Raw genomic sequence first — 18,200 nt, 5'->3', positions numbered from 1 at the left:
AGGAGGGAAGATATCCCTCCTCTTTTTGCAGAAAGGGGAAAAGATATTTGAATATACGATTTTCAGATAAGACAGACGTTCCGCAGCTAAAGCACATCTGGAAAGTGTGCTTTGGCGACAGTGACGATTATATTAACATGTTTTTTCAACATCTTTACACACCCGGCCAAACGGTGGTTGCGTGCAGCGGTGAAACAGCAATTGGCGTTGTTTACCTGCTGAAGGCGTCGCTGCTTCACAGAGATTTCCTGTATGGATATGCCATTGGGGTTTTGCCGGAATTCAGGGGAAATTCGGTGTGCCAAAAAATGTTGGAGTTCATACGCGAAGAAGCAAAGCAAAAAAACATTTTATTTGGCCTTCACCCGGCAAACGACAAACTGTTTTCCTTTTATAAACGAATTGGCCTTGAGGAAATGTACTGTTTAAAAACGATAGATGCAAGTCATTTTAATGGCTGTGCGTCTTTTAACATGTCAGACATTTCTGCACACGACTATTTTCACCTGCGCGAGCAGGCGTTTGCACCTCTTGTTTCCTGGGATGAAAAGATGCTTGCATATATGATAACAGAAGCAAGGTCCACAGGGGGATTTGCAAAGAAAATTTTAATTGACGGCCGCGAACGGATTTTGCTGGGCAGGGTGTATGACAAAACGGTTTTTGTGAAAGAAACAACCATGTCGGATGAAGAAATTAAAACTGGGAGCCAATTTTTAAAACAATATTTTTATGCGGAGAAAATAATTTATACTTTGCCGGAGATTTCTGAATTAAATGGAAAAACGGACACCACAATTTTAGGATTTGACAGCGACAGACACGGCATATATATGAATTTATTCCTGGACTGACTTGACTTTGTATTTCTGCGGTGTTATGATATTATAAAAAATAGTATTTGGTTTCGTGCTACCCAAAAACTTTTAACTGTGAACACCATTAAAATTACTGGCTTTTTCAGAGATTAAAGTATCTAAAATAGCAACGGTTTTTGATGATTTGGTGCCCAAATCGATAAAATCAAAGTTTCAGGAGGTATTTGAATATGATTGATTCAAGATGCGGACTACATTGTACAGGCTGTACATACAAAGATTCGTGTGGCTGTTTGGGCTGTATAGAAACAAAAGGTAATCCGTTTCATGGAGAATGTCCTGTGGCAAAGTGCTGTCAAAATAAGGGGTTTGTGCATTGTGGCGACTGTCCCGATATTCCTTGTGATTTATTGACGCAGTACTCCTGTGACCCTGAACATGGTGATACGCCATCTGGTGCAAGAATTGAACAGTGCAAACTGTGGAAACAGGAAGGGTAGCAACAAAATTTAACTTGTTAAAGGGTTTCTTTTTGAGGGAAGATATATATTAGCGAGGGCGCGCATAGATTCTATCCGGAAGACGCATGGCCCGAAATTATAAAACATTTAGAAAATTGAGGTAAACATGAAGAAAAAAGTTTCAGATTCCTTTACGGAACAGGTTCACATTTTATCACAGGGAAATTTAAACGGATACAGCCGTTTGTTCGGCGGCCAGCTTATGGGCTGGATTGACGTAGTTGCAGCCGTAGTTGCCCGCAGACATTCTGGACGAAATGTTACAACAGCCGTGGTGGATATGCTTCAGTTTCAGGCGCCGGCATATGCTAACGACACCGTGTTGATTTTAGGAAAAATAACCTATGCCGGACGAACCTCCATGGAAATTAAAGTTACGGTTTATGTGGAGGAATTAAGCGGCGAGCGAAAGTTGATTAACACCGCCTATGTGGTTATGGTTGCACTGGACGAAAATGAGCGGCCAACAGAGGTACCGGGATTGATTTTAGAAACTGAGGAAGAACGGACGGAATATGAAAATGCAAAATTAAGAAAAGCGCGGAGAATGGAGTATAAAGGCTGATTGGAGGAAAAAAATGTTATATCAGAAAGAGTTGTTTCAAAAGTATGAAACCGATGTGTTTGTGGCAGGCGGCGGTGCAGCAGGTGTAGCGGCGGCGGTTGCTGCTGCAAAAAAAGGAAAATCAGTCTTTCTTGCCGAGTCCTGCGGCGCATTTGGCGGGCTTGGCACGTCCGGCATGGTGCCGGCCTTTGCGCCCTTTGACGACGGAGTGAATATGGTCGCTTCCGGCATTGGGCTTGAAATTCGAAAAAACGTATCGAAGCACGTGCCGCTTAATACATATTGGACGCCCATTGACACAGAAGAATTAAAACGGGAATACGACAGGATTATTACGCAGGCGGGAATTCAATTTTCCTTTTTCACTACCGTTTATGACGTCATTGCCCGCCACGGACGGATTGAATCGGTGATTTTGGGTTCAAAAAGCGGACTGTTTACCGTGAAAGCTAAAATTTACATTGACTGCACAGGCGACGGTGATTTGTGCGCCTTTGGCGGCGGTGAGTTTGAAATGGGAGACGAAAACGGAACTGTGATGCCCCAAACCCTTTGCAGTTTATGGGCAAATATAGACCGTGATAAAATCTGCGAGCCTGAAAACAAGTATATAGAACAGGCCTTTCAAGACGGTGTGCTCAGTTTTGAAGACCGCCACCTGCCCGGATTTTTTCACCGGGAAGACGGCATAGGCGGCGGCAATATCGGACACACCTTTGGCGTGAACCCAACAGATGAGGTTTCTCTGTCCAAAGGAATGATGTGGGGCAGAAAATCCATGATGGAATATGAAACATATTATAAAACCTATTTAAAAGGTTATGAGCGCATGTCCCTTTGCGGCACTGCTGCAATTTTAGGCGTGCGGGAGTCCCGCAGAATTACCTGCGACTATACATTGAACGTTAACGATTTTATTTCGCGTGCTGTGTTTGAAGATGAAATCGGTCGCTATTGCTATCCGGTTGACATTCACGTAATGAACACGGACAAAAAGGAATATGAACGCTTTGAAAAGGAATATGAAACCTTGCGGTTTAAAAAAGGTGAGTCTTATGGCATTCCATTCCGGTCGTTAGTTCCAAAATCATTTTCAAACGTATTAGTGGCGGGGCGGTGTATTGGAACTGACAGGCAGATGCAGGCTTCTGTCCGCGTCATGCCGGGGTGCTTTATCACGGGCCAGGCGGCAGGCACCGCCGCGGCTTTGGCATGTGAGGCAGAAGACGTAAGAAACGTGAAACTGCCGGAGCTTTTTAAAAGCCTTCAAACGATCGGCGCATACCTTCCTAACAACGAAGTATAAGTTTTGGCGGAAAGCTTACGCTTTCCGCCTTTTTTTAAACTTTTTGTAATTATCACATGTTACGCTTGAAATAAACGTCCGGTTGTAGTAAAATAATAATGTTAATCTTGTATGACACGGAGGAAAACTTATGAAATTATACCGGAATATTATAATTATCGCCATAGTGGTTGCCGTTTTGGGCGGCGCGATGTATTTCGTTTCAAAATATCTGCCGGAAAACGATAACAGCGCGAATGTCACGCAGCAGCCCGCTGAAGACGATATGTTCAGCATATATAAAGGGAACAGTGAAAACGTATCGAAAATTCAAATTAAAAATGCCGATGAGGAATATGCGGTGTCTTTAAGCGGTGAAACTTGGGTGATGAATGGCGACAGCACAATCCGCCTCAAACAGACTAACGTAAAATCGCTTCTTTACACCTGCACGTCTGTGTCGGTGAAAAAAACGGTTTCGGAAACTTCGGAAAAAGCAGCTGACTTCGGATTTTCAGCTCCCACAGGCTATGCCGAGCTTTTCTTCAACGATGGCACGACAAAAAGAATTACGGTGGGCAACAAAACGCTGGACGGGCAGGACTATTATATTATGGTGTCAGACGATGAGAAGATTTATCTGAAAAACACCTATGGCTCAGAAAGTTTAATTCCTTCAAGCCAGTCTCTGCGCGACCTATCGCTGATTTCGGTAGACTCGTCCGACCTGAGTACCTTAAAACATGTTTATATGTCAAAACAGGGCAACACGGCGGTTAAGCTTGAAAACACAAACATTGGAACCAGCGAAAATCCAAACTATCAGTGGAGGATGCTGGAACCCGTTTTTGCTGAAATGAACGGACAAGTGTTTACAGACAAAATTATTAGCTGTTTTGAAGCGTTTCAGGCAGCGGCGGTGGTGGAGGACCATCCGGATAATTTAAGCATATATGGTCTTGACGCCCCCTATGCTGAGTTTTCTGTAGGTACGGCGGATAAAACACTTAATATGAAAGTCGGCGGGAAAACCGAAACCTACAGGTTTTTAATGGAGGAGGGTTACGACACCGTTTATGCGGTGCCGAAATCCAGTTTGACGTTTTTAGACGTAGCCTATGTGGATTTGATGAGCAATTTAATTCACGTGGAATATATCAGCAACGTTGATAAGGTGGAAGTGGTTTCAGGCAACACGAAATATGATATGGAAATCAAGGGCGAAAAAGGCGCGGAGGAATATTACATCAATGGTGTTAAAATTCAAAAAGAAACTTTTTCAAAGGCTTATCAGGCAGTAATCGGCATCAGCTTGGACAGCCTTGATTTAACCAAAGAGCCAACTGTAACCCCTGCGGCCTACATTAAATATACGAAGAAAGACGGCAGTACTACTCTGGTTGAATTTCTGCCGGTTGACGAGCGGAATTACCGCGTTACCGTTGACGGAAAAGGCAACAGCATAACGAACAAAAAGAATTTTGAAGGCGTGCTTTCGAAACTTGAAGAAACGGTAAAAGGCGCAAACTAACAGGGGGCAACATGACAAAAGAACAGTTTAAACAGATTACAAAGTCTAACGTGCTTCTGCCTGCTGCATTTTTTGAAAGAACAGAGCACATATATCAAACATTTGGCGCGTTTTTAGACAGCGGCGCAAACTTTTTCATTGCGCCAACCTATCTCTATTCTAAAGAAGCGGAAAAGCTTGAGGCGTTTCGCCAAACGGAGAACGCTGCCAAAGAGCATGCTTTTGTGTGCAGCGCCGTCGCACCGCCAAAGGAGCGAACCGTTTTTTCCGGCGGTACGCTCAGTGTTGACGGTTTCTGCAAAATTATAAAAAATGAGGCCGCATTTCTTTATGAAAATGCCCCTGGCGCCGTGATGTTTTTGTTTGGATTTCAAACCCTTGCAGAGGCAAAATATGCAGTGTATGCCGTAAAAGAAGTGTGCGACCTGCCGGTTTGTGTTTTGCTGGATTTTCAAAACAATCTGCATCTTGCCGACGGATTCAATATTGCTTCGTCTGTGATAACGCTTCAAAGCCTTGGCATCAGCGCGTTAGGAGTTATGGCAGAAGACTGTGACCTCGCATTAGACATACTTTTAGAAATGAAAGAGTTTGCCTCGGTTCCGCTTTTTGTGTTTCCCGGCGCAGGCGGTTTCATCACTCCCACGGAATATGCCCAGTATGCGCAGGATTTTGTGAATAACAAGTGTGTCATGTTTGGCGCTGGCAAAGGAGCCGACGCACGCTTTACGGCGCAAATTGCCAAAGAACTGTGGCAGCTTGAGCCGTTTATGCCCGATTTTCCAACGGTGAATGCGGTTTGCGGCAAAAACCAGATTTGTTTTTTTGACTTTGAAAACCGAACGATAGGAAAAAACACCAAACTGATTGAAATTGATTTAGAAAAGGTATCCAAGCTTTCAGAAGTGGATTTTGTCATTGAAAAATTGATTCAGGCAGGACTTCCGCCTGTTTGCTTTCTGTCTAAGGAAATTGATATTTTAGAACGGGCAGTTTTTGCCTATCCGGGCAGGGCAGCGGTGAAGTCTGACGAATATGGCGAGATAACTGCAAAAGAGTATGGCGCATTGATTTTAAGCGGACAAGAAGGAGATTTTTAAATGTATGCACTTCCAATTGCACAACTGATTGAGGAATTTGCCAAGCTTCCCGGAATTGGAAAACGGTCGGCAGAACGGCTTGCTTTCCATATTTTAAAACAGCCGAAGGACCAGGTGGAGAGGTTTGCGAAATCACTTTTGGCGGCAAAAGAGAAAATAACCTTTTGTCCGGTTTGTCAGTCTCTGACAGACAGCGTTCCTTGTGCGATTTGCGCAAATACCAAGCGGGACCACGGTGTGATTTGCGTGGTGGAAAATCCGAAAGACATTTTGGCTATGGAAAAAACAAAAGAATTTTCCGGTGTCTATCATGTGCTTCATGGCGTGATTTCCCCGATGGACGGAATTGGTCCAAATGATATTAAAATAAAAGAACTGTTGGTGCGGACGGAAAAAGAACCGGTCCGCGAAATTATTATGGCCACGAACCCAACCATTGAGGGCGAGGCGACGGCAATGTATATTTCTAAGCTGTTTAAGCCTTTTGGCATTAAGGTTACCAGAATTGCCCACGGCCTGCCCGTTGGCGGCGAGCTTGAGTATGCGGACGAAATTACGATTACCCGGGCGCTGGAAGGCCGGCATGAAATTTAACAGAAAGGCTTAGGCTTTTTATGGTGCTGAACGAAAATGAACGGATTGAGGATTTGGGCGGCGGATTTCAAATCATTCAGGACAAAACGAAATTCTGTTACGGAACAGACGCCGCGGTTTTGGCGAAATTTATTGCGGCAAAGCCAAAGGAAAAGGTGATAGACCTGTGCAGCGGAACGGCAATTGTTCCGATTTTGCTCTGCAAATATACAAAATGCGCTGATTTTACCGCCTTAGAGCTTCAGGAAGAGATGTGTGCAATTGCAAACAGGTCGGTTGCGCTAAATGGCCTGGAGGATAAAATTAAAGTAATTTGCGGCGATTTAAAAGACGTAAAAATGATGTTTGCCAGCGGCAGTTTCGATGTCGTGAGCTGCAATCCGCCATATATGGTAAAGGGTACCGGCAAAATGAACGGCTCGTTTAGCGTGCAGATTGCGCGGCACGAAATTTTTTGCACCTTAGAGGACGTTGTGCGCTCCAGCGCCTTTCTGCTTAAAAGCGGCGGGCGGTTTTATATGGTGCACAGGGCGGAACGGCTTGTGGATATTTTTGTGCTGATGAGAAACTATAAGATTGAACCGAAGAAAATGACCTGGGTGTGCGCTGGGCCGAACAGCGCGCCGTCATTGGTTTTGGTTGAAGGACAAAAGGACAGGAACAGCGGAATTGTTGTAACAAAACCGCTGTATGTCAATTTTTAGCGGAGGACGTTTATGAGCGAACAAGCAGGCGTATTATATTTGGTTGCAACGCCGGTTGGCAATTTAGAGGATATTACATACAGGGCGCTGAGAATTTTAAAGGAAGTGGATTTCATTGCGGCGGAGGACACGCGGCATTCCCTTAAGCTGTTAAACCATTTTGAAATCAGCAAACCCATGATCAGCTATTATGAGCACAACATCAGAGAGCGCGGCGAACAAATTATAAAAAGGTTAAAAGACGGGCAAAACGCCGCCCTGGTTACAGATGCCGGCACGCCGGCCATCTCTGACCCCGGTGAGGACATTGTAAGGCTCTGTGTGGACGAGCACATTCGTGTTGTTCCCATTCCCGGTGCAGTTGCGGCAATTAATGCGCTGATTTGCTCCTCGCTTCCCACATCGCGCTTTTCCTTTGAAGGCTTTTTAAGCGTGAATAAAAAGAGCAGGATTGACCATTTATCTTCTGTGAAATTTAGCAAATATACGCTCATTTTTTATGAAGCGCCCCACAAGCTTTTAAACACTCTGCGCGACATGCTGGAATATTTTGGTGACCGAAAGATTACTGTTGCCCGCGAACTTACAAAAAAATATGAAGAATTTTTATATACTACCATCAGCGGTGCAATCAGCCATTTTGAAGATGTGCCGCCCAAAGGTGAATTTGTGCTTGTGGTGGAAGGGGCGAAAGATGCAAAAGAGACAACAGTTTTTGATAATATGTCCGTTTTGGAGCATATTAATTATTATATGCGGGCGGGCTTGGATAAAAAAGAGGCAATGAAAAAGGTTGCGCAGGACCGCGGTGTTTCCAAGCGGGAAATTTATGCGGAAACAATAAAGAATTGAGGAGATTGGATATGGACAGTGTGAAATGCTTTAATTTGAAACAGGGACTAAATTTATATTATATCCCGGTAAATAAATTTAAAACAACCTATGTGAGTATTAATATCCATAACGAGCTGAAGGAGGAAACTGCTTCAAAGTGTGCGCTTTTAGCAGATGTTATGCGCCGTGGAAGCAGGAAGTTTCCGGATGAGCCTTCCATGTCGGCTTATCTTCAGGGTCTTTTTGGAGCGTCTTTTTCAACGGATATTAAACGAAAGGGCATTGACCAGATTTTAACGTTTGCAGTTACTGCTGTAGACGACGCATATTTGCCGGAGGGGGAAGCTTGCTTCGACAAGGTGTTGGAATTTTTGTTCGACATGCTGTTAGACCCATATTTAGAAAACGGTGCATTTTGCCCAACCTATGTCAGTCAGGAAAAGGCAAATTTAATGAACGACATCAACGCGCTGGTAAACGAAAAACGGGCCTATTCCGTTTGGCGGTTAATTGAAAACATGTGTGAGGGCGACGTATATTCTGTTCATGAGCTGGGAAGCGCAGAGAAAGTGGAGAACATTGATGCAGAAGAATTATATGCCTTCTATCAGAATTTGCTTAAGACCGGGCCGATTGATATTTTTGTAACAGGAAACGCAGACGTGAGCAAAATTTGTGCCTATGCACAAAAGCGGTTTGAAGCAATTCAATTTGCAAATTTTACCTATCCGGTTCCTGATTTGTATCATAAAAACTTAGGCGGCAAAGAGGTGACGGAACGGTTCGACGTGACGCAGGCAAAACTTTGCCTGGGGTATAAAACATCGGTTTCTCCCACCAGCAAGGACTATTACAAGCTGATGGTTTACAATGGAATTTTGGGAGGCGGAGCCCACTGCAAGCTGTTTAACGAGGTGAGAGAGAAGCTGAGCCTGGCATATTATGCCGGTTCCAGGCTGGAACGGTTTAAAGGGCTGATGATTCTATCGGCAGGAATTGAAAGCGGCAACAAACAACAGGCGTTAGACGAAATTTTTGCCCAGGTTGATTTGATGAAGCAGGGCAAATTTACTGAAACAGAATTCGATGCTGCGGTGAAAAGTATTGTGAATTCATTGCGGACAATTGGCGACAGCATCGCATATCTTTGCGACTATTACCTCGGGCAGACCATTACAAACACGCAAATCAGCCTAGAGGAGTATATTGCAGAAATTGAAAAAGTTACTCCGGAAGACGTGGTTGCAGTTGCCCAAAATGTTTCACTTGAAATGGTTTATTTTCTGACGGGAAAAGAAAGTGAGGAAAAATAAAAATGGAATTTGTAAAACATTTTTCTAAACAGCTGAACGAAACGCTCTACAGCGGTAACCATAAAAGCGGTTTAAAGGTTTATGTCATGCCAAAATCCGGCTACAGCAAAAGTTATGCGGTTTTTGGCACGCATTTTGGCTCTGTGGACAATAAATTTACTGCGCCGGGAGAAACAACGCCTACGGTGCTGCCCGACGGCGTGGCGCACTTTTTAGAGCACAAACTGTTTGAACAGCCCGACGGCGGAAATGTGTTTGCGGAGTATGCAAAATTTGGTGCAAATGCCAATGCCTTTACAAGCTTTAACATGACGGGATATCTGTTTGAGTGTACTGCGAACGTCATTGAAAACTTAAAAATTTTGCTGGATTTTGTGTGCAAGCCCTATTTTACAGATGAAAACGTGGCAAAAGAGCAGGGGATTATCGGTCAGGAAATTAAGATGTATGACGACGATGCAGACTGGAGATGCATGATTAATTTTCTCAGCGCCATGTATGAACAGCATCCGGTGAAAAACGACATTGCAGGCTCTGTGGAATCCATCAGTAAAATTGACAAAGATCTGCTGTATAAGTGCTACCGTAATTTTTATAACATGTCTAACATGGTGCTGTTTGTAATCGGCGAGGCTACGCCTGACCAGGTGGGTGCCTGTGTGGATGAAGTTATTACTGACTATGAAATCCTGCCGGGAAAACCTGTGAGAGATTATGGAAATGAACCGAAAAAAGTGGTGCAAAACACGGTGAAGCAATCTTTAGACGTGTCTGTTCCCACATTTATGCTGGGTTTTAAAGATACCGACACAGGATATAACGGACCGGCGCTTTTAAAGAAAAACATTGAGTTTTCTTTTATCATGGAGGTCGCCTTTGGCAAAACCAGCTATATTTATAATAAGCTATATAACGAGGGGCTTATCATGGGCTTTTTAGATTATGAAACCGAATGTGAAAAGGACTATAGCTTTACATCTGTTTCTGGGGAAAGCAACAACCCTGAACAAGTGCGCGAGGTGGTATTTGAGGGCCTTGAAAAGCTGAAAGAAGAGGGAATTCAAGCAGCTGACTTTGAGCGGCTCAAAAAAGCATTTTTTGGCCGGTTTGTAAAGCAGTTTGATAATATTAACGCCATTGCACACGGATTTTTGGCAAACACCTTTAATAACGTTGGGCTGTTCGATTATATCGACGTAATCGAAACGGTAACGTTAGACGATATTAACAGGCGGCTTAACCATGGATTTTTAAAAGACCTGGCTGTACTTTCGATTATTGAACCGGTGAAAAAATAAGGAGGGGATGATCGTGGTAAATGCAATTGCTTTCCCGGGGCTTCGGCTTGGGCCGTTTATGGTGAGAGAATCTTTTCAGCTGTTTGGGTTAACCATTCACTGGTATGGCGTTATCATTGCCGCCGGAATTTTGATGGCATATCTTTATTGTACGCACATTGCAAAGGACTATGGGATTTCCAAAGACAATCTTTTAGATATTTTAATTTTTGGCTTGCCGTCATCCGTCATTTGTGCGCGGCTTTATTACGTAATTTTTGAGTGGAACAGCTACAAGGATAATTTGATGGATATATTTAAAATTTGGGAAGGCGGAATTGCAATTTACGGCGCTGTGATCGGCGCCTGCCTCTCTACATATATCTATTGCCGAGTGAAAAAAATTAGTGTTTTAAAGGCCTTTGACATTGGTGCATTCGGTCTTTTAATCGGCCAGATATTTGGCCGCTGGGGCAATTTTGTAAACGCGGAGGCATACGGTGCCATTACAGACCTTCCGTGGCGCATGGAGCTTTTAGATTTAGGAATTGCGGTTCATCCCACATTTCTATATGAGTCCCTCTGGAATATGGGCGTGTTTCTTATCATGGTCTTACGACGCAAAAAGATGTCGTTCAGCGGAGAAGCGTTTTTAAGCTATATTACGCTTTACGGATTGGGGCGGTTTTGGATTGAGGGCCTCAGAACAGACAGTTTATTTTTAGGGCCTTTCCGTATTTCACAAATCGTTGCAGTCGCCTGTGTTATTTCTGGAATTGTTTTAATCATTGTAAATAAGCGAAAGCAGAAAACGCTGATATAGAAGAAGAAAGCCCCGCATGAGAGCGGGGCTTTCTTTTATACTTTTACTTAACTGTAAATGATTTTGCTGCTGTCTGCGGAATGCAGTTTTCTAAGTCGCTCCACACAAACAGCTTTGCGTGTGTAATGGTTGCAGAAGCAGGCACGGACGCGTATGCCGTTACAACGGCTGCGTCTGCTACATCGGTAAATCCAGTGGAAACAAGCTCTTTGTCGTTGTAAAGTGCTAAAATTGCCTTGCCTGTTACAGCTTCAGCCATTGTTGCCTTTGCGGTTGCTGTGCCGTCTGTTATAGCAAAGCTATCAGCAGGGCTGAACTCTAAATAGTCTAAATAGAGTGCATAGTCGGCACTAGAGCTGCGCTTTTCAATCCGGAAAATAAGATTGTGGTCTCCGGCTGGAAGAAATACTGTGCCGTTATGAAAAGTGGCCGGAGCCCATTTGCTATTAAAGTAAGTATATTTGCCGTCACTATCTTTTTCAGTGTCCGCATATGTCGTCACATTGTTGCTCAGACAAAGGCCGTTGATGCTGTTTAAAAAGATATCATAGCTACTGAAGTTATCATTAATCACATATTCTATATCATAATTGTCTGCTTGCTCTACGGTAATCGGAATTATAAAAGTTTCGTAGTCATTCGCCGCAAGGTTATCAGTGCTATCAATCCCCAAATACTTCCCGTTGCTGCAGCGTGTAGTAGATGAAATATTCGGCGTATGAGTTGAGCCATCGTTCTGAAGAATGGAAAAATTCTTTTGGTAATCCTCAAATTCAATCCTGGTTGCGGCATCTTTTTTGATGGCAAGCATTTCGGGCGGGATAATTTTAAGATAATCCATGCAAATGCAGACGTCTCGTTGACTGTTCTCAGCCGGCCTTGTCAGCAGTTTTAAATGAATGGTGTGTTCGCCGGAGGGCAGAGTGGCTGAAAAATCATACTGATAAGCCTGGTGCCATGTTTGGTCGAAGTATGTCCATTTGTTGTCAATCTTTTCGGATTCCAAAGCGACACCATTATTGCCCTCTTTCGTCCAAAACGGTGTTTCAGCATCATCTAAATATAACTCTGTGACGCTAAAACTATTACCAGATGCAACATATTTAAAGTTATAACTACCTTCCGCGTCTACAGAAACCGGGATGTCAAGCGTAACGGGTTCTGTTCTGATCGCCGTATCAAAGTGAATATATCCGCTGCCGCTTGTTTGGCTGGTTCCTGTTTTTACGTTGGGTGTTACGTCTACAAAATCGTCTGCATAGTCTTCAAATTCAAGCGTGGTCACTTTGTTCTGAGAAATTGAGGCCGTTTTTGGGGTGAACTGCAAGTAGTCTGCGCAGAACAGATTAGGCTGTGAGGTAGCAATAGGTGCGTCTACCTGAAGTTTCACCGTGTGTGTTCCCTTGCTTAACGTAACACTTTTCCGGTAAATTCGCATCGGAATATATTGCCACGGATACGATTTACCAGCAGAAATGTCTTCAGCATAGGAACTGTCGTTTTTACCGATTGTTTCATTGTCAATGAGCAGCGTAACGACGCTGACATAATCATTGCTGCATTGGTCGCCGAGGGTATATTCCAAGTTATATTCTCCGCCTACAGGTAGATTAATTTCAAAGGTACACGATGCGTCTATAGTTCTTGCAACGTGACCAGTACTAACGGTACCTCCCTGACTAGATGATACTAATTTTCCGTTACTTGCAAGAGTGCTGGTTTTTATAATACTCGTTATGGGGTAATAATCCTCAAACTCATATCTAATTGCATTTGCAGGAATTGAATTATCCTCAGTGGTACAGGTAGCTGAAAGAGGAGTGCCAAAAACTCCCAGCGGGCTCATGGGATAAACGTTAACATTGAAAGTTGCTCCGTAACCCAGTCCGCCGATGGTTCTTGTGCAACTCGTTGCCCTGCTGCTCTCCGGCAAGTAAAAATCTGCCTGATATGTTTGAGAGGAAAGAACCGAACCGCTTTCATTTGTGACTTCTACCTTGTAAGCTCTCACAAATCCGTCCTGTTGACTGCCTGACTCCAAATTTGTTGCATTGTTTGGGTAGGTAACGGTAATGCCATTCCCAACAGGCGTAGCAGTGATTTCAGCACCGGCAGGAAATTCGGGTACCGCGGAGTTTTGACGCTTGTCAGCAGAATAAAGGTAATGCTCTGTGTCATTGGTTGAGTCTTCGTCTGTCATATCCGACACGATCGACGGAATATCAATAACCCAGGGTTCGCCGATAAGCTCTTTTGTAACTAAGTCAAGCTTATAAATTTTAACCACATTGTCTTTCACGGCAATCATCGAGGACTGGTGTACGCTGCTGATGTTTCCGGTTGACGTACAGTTTAATTCTTCTAAATAGCCGCCGCCTGTAAGCGGGGTTTGAAAGACTGTGAAGCCATCCTGCCAAATGGTCTGCGGCAGCTGAGCCGGAACGTGCCAGTGGGCAGTTAAGTTCACAACCTGTGGTTTTGTTTTTAAATATGCTAAGAACTCATCTGAATAGCTTTTGATGTGATTGTTGAAAACGGTTCCCTGAATCGGACCGTGCAGAAGCACAAACACTGGTTTCTTGCTGTCTTCTGAAATGGCAGCGTCAATTTTCTCCTTCAGCCAGGTTTCAGTTTCACTGCTGTAAGCAAGGTTATAATTTTCCGGCGCGGCAGCAATGAAATGATAGCCTTTAATTGTGGTTTGATAGTTCAATGATTGACCTGTTTTTGTTACAAACAAGTCTTTTGACTCCTGAACCTTTTCTGCAGATAAACTGCCGTTCTGCGGAAATTCATGATTTCCCATTGCAAATACAAAAGGAACTTCTCCCTCGTCTGAGCCGTATCCGGCATTGTCTAACGACGTCATAACGGAATCGTAACGGTCCGTAATAACTTCATCAGATTTATTCTGATAAATCACGTCGCCAGTTAATGCAAGAGCGTCCAGCGTTCCGCCGCCAATGGTTTTCTGGGCAGTGAGCGATTCTTGAAACCAGCTTAAAATTGAACTGTCTGATGTTACATGTGAGTCGCCTATCATGCCGAACTTCAAATCTGCACCGCTAATGTCTGGGTTTTCCACCCAACTGTCAGCGGCAAACGTTACCGGCAGCAGCGTTCCAAAAAGCATTGCCACCGTGAGTAACGCGGTTAAAAATTTTTTCATCTCTTGTTCCCCTTTCTTTTTGTGGATGTATGATAAATTATTCCCGGTAATTTTATTTTAACTTGTTCTTCAAAAATAATCAATATAAAATATTACTAATAATTTATAAAAAAGTCGCATATCAAATTATAAAACAGAAATTATAATGCAAAGCAAAGACTATTTATAGCCAATATTGTATCATATATAGCCTACCTTGTCAAGTATAAAAGTCTATAATTAGCCTATAACTTAAATGAGGTGATATATATGAATACGTATGAAGCAGTGAAAAATAGAATATTGTCGTTATGTACGGAAAAGCACTTTACAATTCATAAATTAGCGACCGAATCTGGCATTGCACCATCAACAATCAAAAATATTTTATATGGTAAAAGTCAAAATCCGGGTATTGTTACGCTGAAAATGATATGTGACGGGTTGGGTATTACATTAATTGATTTTTTTGAAACAGAAATTTTCAGAGAGCTGGAACAAGAAATAAAATAAAAATAAAAACACCGACATATTTATTTTATGTGTCGGTGCTTTTTTGCAAATAGATTTAATTTTCGACCGTAACAGCGGTGCAGTCGCCAAACACATCATCAAAGACCTTTTTAAATCTGTCAACGCTCACTTTGCCGTCGTATTGTGCCACACCGTGTTTTTCGGCCAGTTCGTCGGTATAATCTTTCAACGGATATACACGAAACTCCCTTGAGTTTGCATTATAATGCGTTACGGTAGGCATAACAGACGCAGAATCAATGTAAGTTCCGCGTTCCTCATTGGAGCATATTTTTACCTTTCCCATTGCGCCAACCAGGTTTGCCGCCTCTTTTTGACGGGACACATAATTTCCTAAGGAATAGAACACCAACGCTTTGCCGCCGTTTTCGGTTTCAATCCATTCCGCCGGCTCCACCACATGGGGGTGCGAGCCCATAATCAAATCGGCCCCGCGCTCCGTCATAAAGTGTGCCAGGTCCTTTTGTCCATCATCGGCGGAAAACCTATATTCCGTGCCCCAATGCATAAACACAACGGTAAAATCCGCATTTTCTTCGGCTGTATGTAAATCCTTTTCAATTTTATCACGGTTTACTTTGTTCACTAAATACTCTTTCGATTTCGGCGGAGATATTCCGTTGGTACTGTCAGTGTAATTCAGCACGGCCAGTTTAATGCCGTTTTTCTCAATATACTTTACGGCGTCATAATCTTCCTGTGATTGGTTTAAGCCAAGCACGGTAACACCAGGATGCTTTTTCCAAAATTCCAACGTGTTTACAATCCCTTTTTCTCCTTTGTCCAACGCGTGGTTCGTGGCAGAAAGCACAATGTCAAATCCGGCATTTGCAACTGCGTCGCCAACCTCCTGAGGGGAGTTAAACAAAGGATAGCCAGAGTAGCCAAGCGATTTTCCGCCCAAAATTGTTTCCTGCACAATCACCGATAGATCGGCCGCCTGAAAATAGGACGCCATCTCTGCATAAAGACCGCCAAAATTTAAACTTCCGTTTTCCTCCTGCGCATCGCTGATTAACGGCATATGTATGAGGTTATCGCCAACCATCACCAACGAAAGTTCGTTTGTTTGCTGCTTTTTCTTGTTGGTTTTAACCGTTTGCGAAACCTGGGCGCTGCCATTGTCAAAATGGTGTGTCAGCTTGGTTGTGCCAATTCCGGCCAGCACCACAACGATAACCACAGAACATGCTAAAACAATGCGCTTAATAGTGTTTTGCCGTTTTAATTCCGCTCGGGCAGAGTTTCTTTCCATATGCTTCGTTCCCTTTCACTGCGGTAACCATTCTGTCCAGCCCCGCAAAGTCTTTTGTAATGGTGATAGAGTGAAATGCGCTGTTTTCTTCAATTATTTTTTTTACAGCACCGCCCTGGTCAAAACCTATTTCAAACACCAGTTTTCCATTCGAAAAAAGGTTTTCTGCCGCAAACGCCGTAATAATCCGATAAAACTCCAGCCCGTCTCCGCCGCCGTTTAAGGCATATTCGGGTTCAAAGTTTTTGACATCGATCGGTAGGGAAGAGAGGTCGGCATTTTTTATGTATGGCGGGTTTGACACAATACAGTGATGTTTTTGATCAGCATGAAGCCCATTTAAAATATCTGTCTGAATCACGGAGATGCGCTCTGACAGCGCGTAGCGGGCCGCATTTTTTAATGCGGCATTGATGCAGACGTCGAATTTATCCACCGCGGTTAACCGGGCATTTTTTAAATAATAAGCAAGACTTACGGCAATCGCGCCGCTTCCGGTACATAAATCAAGGATGGAAACATTGTCTGCCGTTTCATACGTTTTTATGATAAATTCCACCAACATCTCCGTTTCCGGCCGGGGAATTAGAACACCTTGTTCAACAAAAAAGTCCAGCGACATAAATTCCTTTGACTGGGTAATATAGCTCACGGGCTCATGGTTCAGCCGCCGCTTTACCATGGCAGCAAAAGTGTTTTGTTCCTCGTTGCTTAACCGTTTCTCACGATTTAAAACCAGATCAATTCGGGAGCAGTGAAGCACGTGACCCAGCAGAACCTCGCAGTCTAAACGCGGCGATGTAAATCCATTTTCCGCAAGCAGCAATTTTGTAGCCTGAGCTAAGCTCTCCCCAATGGTTCCATTACCACTTATCGTCATTTTTATTCCCTGTTAACACGCTTTTTAAAGATGCAATCGCAACTTCAATCTGGCTTTCGTCCGGTTCTGCGGTAGTGATTTTTTGCAGCCACATTCCCGGCGCACTGATAATATCCACAATCGCGCCGCTGTGCCTGCCGGCAAATTTAATCAGTTCATAGGATAGGCCTGCTACCAACGGAAGCAGAAGCAAGCGGATTATTACACGCTGAATGGGATTTTCCCAAGACACAAATGAAAACACAATAATACTGATAATCATAACCAAAATTAAAAAGCTGGTTCCGCACCGCGGGTGCAGTCTTCCTTGCTTTTTCACGTTTTCAACAGTTAAATCATCGCCGTTTTCATAACAGAAAATGGTTTTGTGCTCGGCGCCGTGATATTGAAAAACACGGTGAATGTCTTTCATTTTTGAAACCAGCAAAATATAAATGACGAAAATAACAATGCGCACCACGCCCTCTAAAAGCGTTGCCGCGATGTTGTTGGTTAAATGTGCATAGTCCCGCAGCAGGCCCACCAAAAAGGTTGGCAGAAGCATAAACACGCCGATGCCGAAAATCAGTGCAACCGCTACAGATACGAAAATCGCTCCGGTCATCATCTTGTCGTTTTTTTTGTTATAAGCTTCCAGTTCCTCAGCGGTCATGGTTTCTTTTTTCTTTTTATCGTCCTCGTCTTCCACATCATAAAATTCAGCAGAAAACATCAGCGCTTTCGTGCCCACAATCAGTGACTCAAAGAAAGAAAAGACACCGCGAACAATGGGAATTTTATTAATTTTAAATTTCTGAACAAATGAATTGATAGGTTTTTTCTCAACAATAATTTCTCCGTCCGGCTTGCGGACTGCAATGGCGGTCTCTTTCGGGCCGCGCATCATAACGCCTTCTATAACAGCCTGTCCGCCAATGCTGGTGATGTGACAGGATTTCGATTCGTTTCGGCTCATGCATTTTACCTGCGCTTTCTAAAATAATTTTATCATCTTATTTTACCATATATAGAAGGAAAA

At 43.4% G+C, this 18,200-nt stretch carries 17 protein-coding genes; 13 read left to right on the top strand and 4 right to left on the bottom strand.

The genetic code is table 11. The features are described from left to right. The first annotated feature begins 47 nt into the window (after nucleotides 1-47). The 12 genes from H8698_RS05410 (at nucleotide 48) to lgt (ending at nucleotide 11,365) form a co-directional block, all read left to right on the top strand. The gene (locus H8698_RS05410; RefSeq protein ID WP_249311597.1) at nucleotides 48-854 is read left to right on the top strand and encodes a GNAT family N-acetyltransferase; all 807 of its coding nucleotides are present in this window, start codon (nucleotides 48-50) and stop codon (nucleotides 852-854) included. A gap of 194 nt (nucleotides 855-1,048) precedes the next feature. After that, nucleotides 1,049-1,318, top strand: coding sequence for a DUF3795 domain-containing protein (locus H8698_RS05405; protein ID WP_249311596.1), 270 nt, complete (start codon nucleotides 1,049-1,051; stop codon nucleotides 1,316-1,318). A gap of 127 nt (nucleotides 1,319-1,445) precedes the next feature. Beyond that, nucleotides 1,446-1,904, top strand: coding sequence for an acyl-CoA thioesterase (locus H8698_RS05400; protein ID WP_177679933.1), 459 nt, complete (start codon nucleotides 1,446-1,448; stop codon nucleotides 1,902-1,904). A gap of 13 nt (nucleotides 1,905-1,917) precedes the next feature. Continuing rightward, nucleotides 1,918-3,210 carry an FAD-dependent oxidoreductase gene (locus H8698_RS05395; protein ID WP_249311594.1) on the top strand — a complete coding sequence of 431 codons (1,293 nt, stop codon included), beginning with the start codon at nucleotides 1,918-1,920 and terminating at the stop codon, nucleotides 3,208-3,210. Nucleotides 3,211-3,340: 130 nt separating this feature from the next. Continuing rightward, nucleotides 3,341-4,720 carry a DUF4340 domain-containing protein gene (locus H8698_RS05390; RefSeq protein WP_249311592.1) on the top strand — a complete coding sequence of 460 codons (1,380 nt, stop codon included), beginning with the start codon at nucleotides 3,341-3,343 and terminating at the stop codon, nucleotides 4,718-4,720. An 11-nt stretch (nucleotides 4,721-4,731) separates the two neighbouring features. After that, nucleotides 4,732-5,820: a homocysteine S-methyltransferase family protein gene (locus H8698_RS05385; protein ID WP_249311590.1), complete on the top strand. Its 1,089-nt coding sequence runs from the start codon at nucleotides 4,732-4,734 to the stop codon at nucleotides 5,818-5,820. Continuing rightward, nucleotides 5,821-6,414 (top strand): recombination mediator RecR, encoded by a 594-nt coding sequence (recR, locus tag H8698_RS05380; protein ID WP_249311588.1) that lies wholly within the window; start codon nucleotides 5,821-5,823, stop codon nucleotides 6,412-6,414. A gap of 20 nt (nucleotides 6,415-6,434) precedes the next feature. Further along, nucleotides 6,435-7,118 carry a tRNA1(Val) (adenine(37)-N6)-methyltransferase gene (locus H8698_RS05375; RefSeq protein ID WP_249311586.1) on the top strand — a complete coding sequence of 228 codons (684 nt, stop codon included), beginning with the start codon at nucleotides 6,435-6,437 and terminating at the stop codon, nucleotides 7,116-7,118. A 12-nt stretch (nucleotides 7,119-7,130) separates the two neighbouring features. Beyond that, complete coding sequence (gene rsmI, locus H8698_RS05370; RefSeq protein ID WP_249311584.1) at nucleotides 7,131-7,970, top strand: 16S rRNA (cytidine(1402)-2'-O)-methyltransferase; 840 nt, start codon at nucleotides 7,131-7,133, stop codon at nucleotides 7,968-7,970. Between the two features lie 11 nt (nucleotides 7,971-7,981). Beyond that, entirely contained in the window at nucleotides 7,982-9,265 is a 1,284-nt protein-coding gene (gene yfmF, locus H8698_RS05365) for an EF-P 5-aminopentanol modification-associated protein YfmF (protein ID WP_249311582.1), read from the top strand. A 2-nt stretch (nucleotides 9,266-9,267) separates the two neighbouring features. Beyond that, nucleotides 9,268-10,563, top strand: coding sequence for an EF-P 5-aminopentanol modification-associated protein YfmH (yfmH, locus tag H8698_RS05360; protein ID WP_249311580.1), 1,296 nt, complete (start codon nucleotides 9,268-9,270; stop codon nucleotides 10,561-10,563). Nucleotides 10,564-10,576: 13 nt separating this feature from the next. Beyond that, on the top strand, nucleotides 10,577-11,365 hold the full coding sequence (gene lgt, locus H8698_RS05355) for a prolipoprotein diacylglyceryl transferase (RefSeq protein ID WP_249311579.1): 789 nt from the start codon (nucleotides 10,577-10,579) through the stop codon (nucleotides 11,363-11,365). A 43-nt stretch (nucleotides 11,366-11,408) separates the two neighbouring features. Here the strand turns inward: lgt and H8698_RS05350 are convergent, their stop codons facing one another. Next, nucleotides 11,409-14,534, bottom strand: coding sequence for a metallophosphoesterase family protein (locus tag H8698_RS05350; RefSeq protein ID WP_249311577.1), 3,126 nt, complete (start codon nucleotides 14,532-14,534; stop codon nucleotides 11,409-11,411). Between the two features lie 249 nt (nucleotides 14,535-14,783). Between H8698_RS05350 and H8698_RS05345 the strand changes: the two genes are divergently transcribed. Continuing rightward, nucleotides 14,784-15,026 carry a helix-turn-helix domain-containing protein gene (locus H8698_RS05345; protein ID WP_249311576.1) on the top strand — a complete coding sequence of 81 codons (243 nt, stop codon included), beginning with the start codon at nucleotides 14,784-14,786 and terminating at the stop codon, nucleotides 15,024-15,026. 55 nt (nucleotides 15,027-15,081) lie between these two features. On the opposite strand, the gene H8698_RS05340 is transcribed toward H8698_RS05345, so the two are convergent. The 3 genes from H8698_RS05340 to H8698_RS05330 are packed head-to-tail and all read right to left on the bottom strand — an operon-like array spanning nucleotide 15,082 to nucleotide 18,137. Further along, the gene (locus H8698_RS05340; protein WP_249311574.1) at nucleotides 15,082-16,302 is read right to left on the bottom strand and encodes a CapA family protein; all 1,221 of its coding nucleotides are present in this window, start codon (nucleotides 16,300-16,302) and stop codon (nucleotides 15,082-15,084) included. After that, nucleotides 16,253-17,182, bottom strand: coding sequence for a peptide chain release factor N(5)-glutamine methyltransferase (prmC, locus tag H8698_RS05335; protein ID WP_249311572.1), 930 nt, complete (start codon nucleotides 17,180-17,182; stop codon nucleotides 16,253-16,255). Before prmC ends, H8698_RS05340 begins: the two co-directional genes overlap by 50 nt. Continuing rightward, nucleotides 17,166-18,137, bottom strand: a complete 972-nt coding sequence (locus H8698_RS05330; RefSeq protein WP_249311570.1) for a DUF1385 domain-containing protein — start codon at nucleotides 18,135-18,137, stop codon at nucleotides 17,166-17,168. Before H8698_RS05330 ends, prmC begins: the two co-directional genes overlap by 17 nt. Between the last annotated feature and the right edge of the window lie 63 nt (nucleotides 18,138-18,200).

This window comes from Congzhengia minquanensis (assembly GCF_014384785.1).
GTDB classification, from domain to species: domain Bacteria; phylum Bacillota; class Clostridia; order UBA1381; family UBA9506; genus Congzhengia; species Congzhengia minquanensis.
This window is presented reverse-complemented; position numbering and strand designations above follow the sequence as displayed.